Below are 4,075 nucleotides of genomic sequence, written 5' to 3'. Positions count from 1 at the left end.
AAGTTCGAGTTTGCTGATAATGGTGCACTTTCAGGGACTCGAACCCTGGGCCCGCTGATTAAGAGTCAGCTGCTCTAACAACAGTAATACACTCTATTAAAATTATTCTATATGTTATCTATTTTAGCAGCTCTAAAATCGTACAATCAAAGTCTCCCCGTCCAGTTCCCAATTCAGTTAAATTGTATAAATACGACTCATCTAATACAATAATTTTACTTTTCCCCTTTGATTCAATTAACGAACCAACATCTCCTTTTAACCTTCTAAAAACTAATTCAGCGATACTTCCAGCCTTTTTATCCCCCACAAGTAATATTACTCTCTTCTCGATAAGATCTGCAACTGTTTTGCATTTTTCACTCGGCCATGTACACCTATCTGGAAATATTATTTTCATTCATCTGACCTCCGTAAAGACTATATTTAATAATCTTCAATTATCTTTACGATTAATTATAGCCAGATATGTGTACAACAAATCGGTCTATATCCCTTGTGCTATTAAATCAACCCCATTATTACAGAACTCGACAATGTAATTGGGGACAATCTCATATTTCTCCGGGTTTAATTGGAACAAACAATCATTTTCCACGTGATATGATTCATCAACATATTTTTTTATAATCGGGTTCTTTTTCAATTCCGAATCTATCAATCTATATAACTGAACTTTTTCATATCCACAAGTAGTATTATGATACAATTCAATTAATGTTGCAGGATCACTAATTCGTTCATATATTCTTTGATAATCGAACGCAGGAAATTTCGCCCTTATCTGCAATACTCCTTCTTCAAATTCCTCTGCCGTCAACCTTACCTCTTCATTTCCCTTCCGTCGTGTTGGATATTCACGTCCATGTAAAAGACTAGAAACAATATCCCATATAACGCCCTTCTCACCACACGCTTCCAACTGTCGTCGCCAATAAACAAGCTTGTTTATCTCATCGGTTTCTCCACTAATAATCTTTTCTGCCAACTGGTAAAAAGAACACACGTCGTCCGGTAATATCTTCTTTTCCTGCAATTCTCCATTATTGTTCCAAAGAAAATACCCATTAGGAGGAGGTGCAAATCTTTTTCGAATTGATGGTTCATGTATCAAATCCACAATCGGGTCAAAGTCATGAGTCAGCATCATTACTGTTCTGCCCCTGAAAGAGTGTTCACCGCGAAACAGCATCGCAATAATAGCATACTTCTTATTTTTATCAAAGGAAGAGATAGGGTCATCTAAAATTATTAAATCCGCATTTTCTTTTAGTTGACTGTACATAAATAGAACTAACGCAAAAGCATTTCTTTCTCCATAACTAAGTCGAGACTTTACATTACTAATATGTGCTCCTTCATTTGACTTTAAAACCAAACGATATGTTTCTATGTTTTCCTCAATTTCAACATGATATTTGTATCCTGCATTTTCAAGAAAAGAATTGATTTCTTCGCGATTTTTTTCAATTGTGCGCTTGATTGTTGCCCGTTGCTTCCCTATTTCGGCCTGGAGCAGAGTCGCTTTCTCTAAAACTTTTTCAATCGCTCCATTTATAGTAGCGATTCGTGCTGCAGTGTACTCTGTATCTAAGTGAATTAAATATGACAAATCGATTTTCTTATCATTCAACACATCTGTCACACATTTTGCGTCCTTCAATTTCGAAAAATTTATCGCACGAATTTCTATTAGCCTATCACGCAATGATTCAACTTCTTTTCGTACTTCACCAATAAAAAGCTCTTGTTCCTTCGTAAAGCCAGAGGTGTTACTAATTAGTATGCTCAGCATTCTCTTCGTTGCATCCGAAAAGAAATCTTCCATAGAACGTAATAAGTCTACCATTTTTAATAAATTTTGCGCACTTTTAGAATCATACTCCTCGCCTACTTTTTTTGTCAATTCTTTTCGTTTCTCATCAATAGCCGTTGCACAGTAAGGACAACGATCATTTTCATCTATAAAATCTCGTCCTTTACCTTGCCAAGCAATCCAATTAATATTATTTTCACCCTGAATAAAGCTCTTGTATTCAGCTAATTCCTCTGGAACATTTTGTATTTTGTTTCCTTTGCCTAGCCCCTTTCCCAATATGCTCGCTTTTGAGTATCCCTTTTGCGCTTTTCCACAACCTTCAACAAAAGCCGTCAATTCAGAAAAAAGCTTTTCAATTTCCGGATCATTCGCAAATGCAATCTGAATGTCATTCATTAATTTCTGAATCTCTGTCATATGCAAATCATAATCCGGCGTTTTAATGAAAATGTCAAAGCTCCCCTTAATCAGCTCATCTCCAACAAATAGAAATTCATCTACATATTTTTCATTAAAAATCGCAATGCTCGGAGTACCACAATTGCAAGTTACTGCAGGGAGATGTTCGGATTCAATTGGAATATTGTCTCTATATTTATATGGAACCAACTCTTTTAACTCTTCTTTTTTATCTATCGCATCAAGTGCATTGGCTATAGTTGTTTTTCCTGTTCCATTCGCAGCATACTTAATATTCAAACAATTTTCTTCTATATGAATTAATCCAAAATCAATGTTGTTACAATTTGAAATTTGAAAATCCATTTTCTTTTCTCCAATGCAGAAATTCCAAAAACGAATTGCTAAATCACGCTATTCGGCTCTGTTTCACTAATTTGGGCAATTGATCGTGTCTTCTTCCAATTTTCTAAATTCATCAAGACGCAATTCTCGGCTCAATTCGTCTTCTGTTGGAAGATATGTGAAGTAGGTATTCCCTAATTGTCAAGTATGTTTGTTCAACATTACATTATTCTTGAATTTGCTCGTTCATCTTATGTCTCCTCTTTGCTAATTATATTCAAAGCGTAGCTAATGAATTAAGAACTCAATCCTCGATACATCAATACCGATACTCTATTTCGAAAGAGGTATCATATACCATGAACTTATTTGATCTCACTTATCTTAATTCTCACGCATTCAAAGGAATTAAAATAGGAAGCATTCCTTATTATATCCTAATCTTCTTAACTATCTTTTGCTGCTTCGAGCTGCAGAATCCGATGATCTTCCGTCAGTATCTTCATTTGACTGATAGCGATAGCATTAAGTTTCTCCAGCCGTTTCATCTGAGTCATTCCCTCGTTGATAAACACGGCATTCAAATTCTCCAAATTTGAAAGACATACAAGTTGTGAAACATTAGCATAGTCACGAATATTCCCCTTGAGATCTGGATGAGCATCCCTCCATTGTTTGGCGGTCATGCCAAATAGAGCCATATTTAAAACATCTGCTTCATTAGCGTAAATTATTGACATCTGGCGCACAGAAAGCTCTTGCGGAATCAGATTTTCTTTGATTGCATCGGTATGAATTCGATAATTGATTTTGGCAAGGTTGCGCTTAATATCCCAGCCAAGCTGTTTCATCTCTTCGGTTTTAAGACGTTCGAATTCCTTGACCAAATAAAGCTTAAATTCTACTGAAATCCAAGACGCAAATTCAAATGCAATTTCTTTATGGGCATAGGTCCCTCCATATCGCCCCGCCTTTGAAATAATACCGATGGCGTTAGTAGTCTCTACCCATTTTTGAGGAGTCATCACAAAACTGTTCAAACCGGCCTGTGTTCTAAACGCATCGAATTCGACACGGTTAAAATCAGGATTGTAAAGTGTTTCCCATACGCCCAGAAATTCAATAGTGTTTCTATTTCGCATCCAGTTCTGAATGATATACCTCGGATTGTCGTTATCTTTAATTTTTGCAATATCAGTTAAGCTGAGGAAATCATCCCGCTTAAGGTTCCACTGGACATTGATTTCCGTGCCACGAACAACAAGTTTATCCATTTTGCTGTACCTCCTCTTTGTAGCTTAATCCTTCGGCTCAAAAAACGACATCGCTCATACCGAATTTCCTACTGCATACCAAAGTTAGAAAGTAGTGTTTAATAAGGTAATTATACGCCAGCCCTATTTTTTTGGCAACCAGAATATCACATTGCCTCAAATCCAAATCACTATGCGCACAGGACACGCAAAAGCGCATGCTACCATGCGCTTTTGCCTGCCTGTGTATCGTTTACCA

3 protein-coding genes are annotated in these 4,075 nt (G+C 36.5%); all 3 read right to left on the bottom strand.

Annotated elements, in window-relative coordinates; genetic code table 11:
• Positions 1–118: 118 nt before the first annotated feature.
• Positions 119–400: a hypothetical protein gene (locus tag GT748_RS14740; protein WP_134107071.1), complete on the bottom strand. Its 282-nt coding sequence runs from the start codon at positions 398–400 to the stop codon at positions 119–121.
• 87 nt (positions 401–487) lie between these two features.
• Complete coding sequence (locus GT748_RS14735) at positions 488–2,584, bottom strand: AAA family ATPase (RefSeq protein WP_134107069.1); 2,097 nt, start codon at positions 2,582–2,584, stop codon at positions 488–490.
• A gap of 425 nt (positions 2,585–3,009) precedes the next feature.
• Positions 3,010–3,837: a KilA-N domain-containing protein gene (locus GT748_RS14730; protein ID WP_134107067.1), complete on the bottom strand. Its 828-nt coding sequence runs from the start codon at positions 3,835–3,837 to the stop codon at positions 3,010–3,012.
• Between the last annotated feature and the right edge of the window lie 238 nt (positions 3,838–4,075).

Source organism: Bittarella massiliensis (ex Durand et al. 2017), from assembly GCF_009876955.1.
GTDB classification, from domain to species: Bacteria; Bacillota; Clostridia; order Oscillospirales; family Ruminococcaceae; genus Bittarella; species Bittarella massiliensis.
The sequence above is the reverse complement of the archived record's forward strand: the minus strand, read 5'-3'. Positions and strand labels throughout refer to the sequence as shown.

Coding starts and splice junctions, on each gene's coding strand:
- GT748_RS14735 (WP_134107069.1), bottom strand. CDS start 2,584: ATGGATTTTCAAATTTCAAATTGTAACAACATTGATTTTGGATTAATT.
- GT748_RS14730 (WP_134107067.1), bottom strand. CDS start 3,837: ATGGATAAACTTGTTGTTCGTGGCACGGAAATCAATGTCCAGTGGAAC.
- GT748_RS14740 (WP_134107071.1), bottom strand. CDS start 400: ATGAAAATAATATTTCCAGATAGGTGTACATGGCCGAGTGAAAAATGC.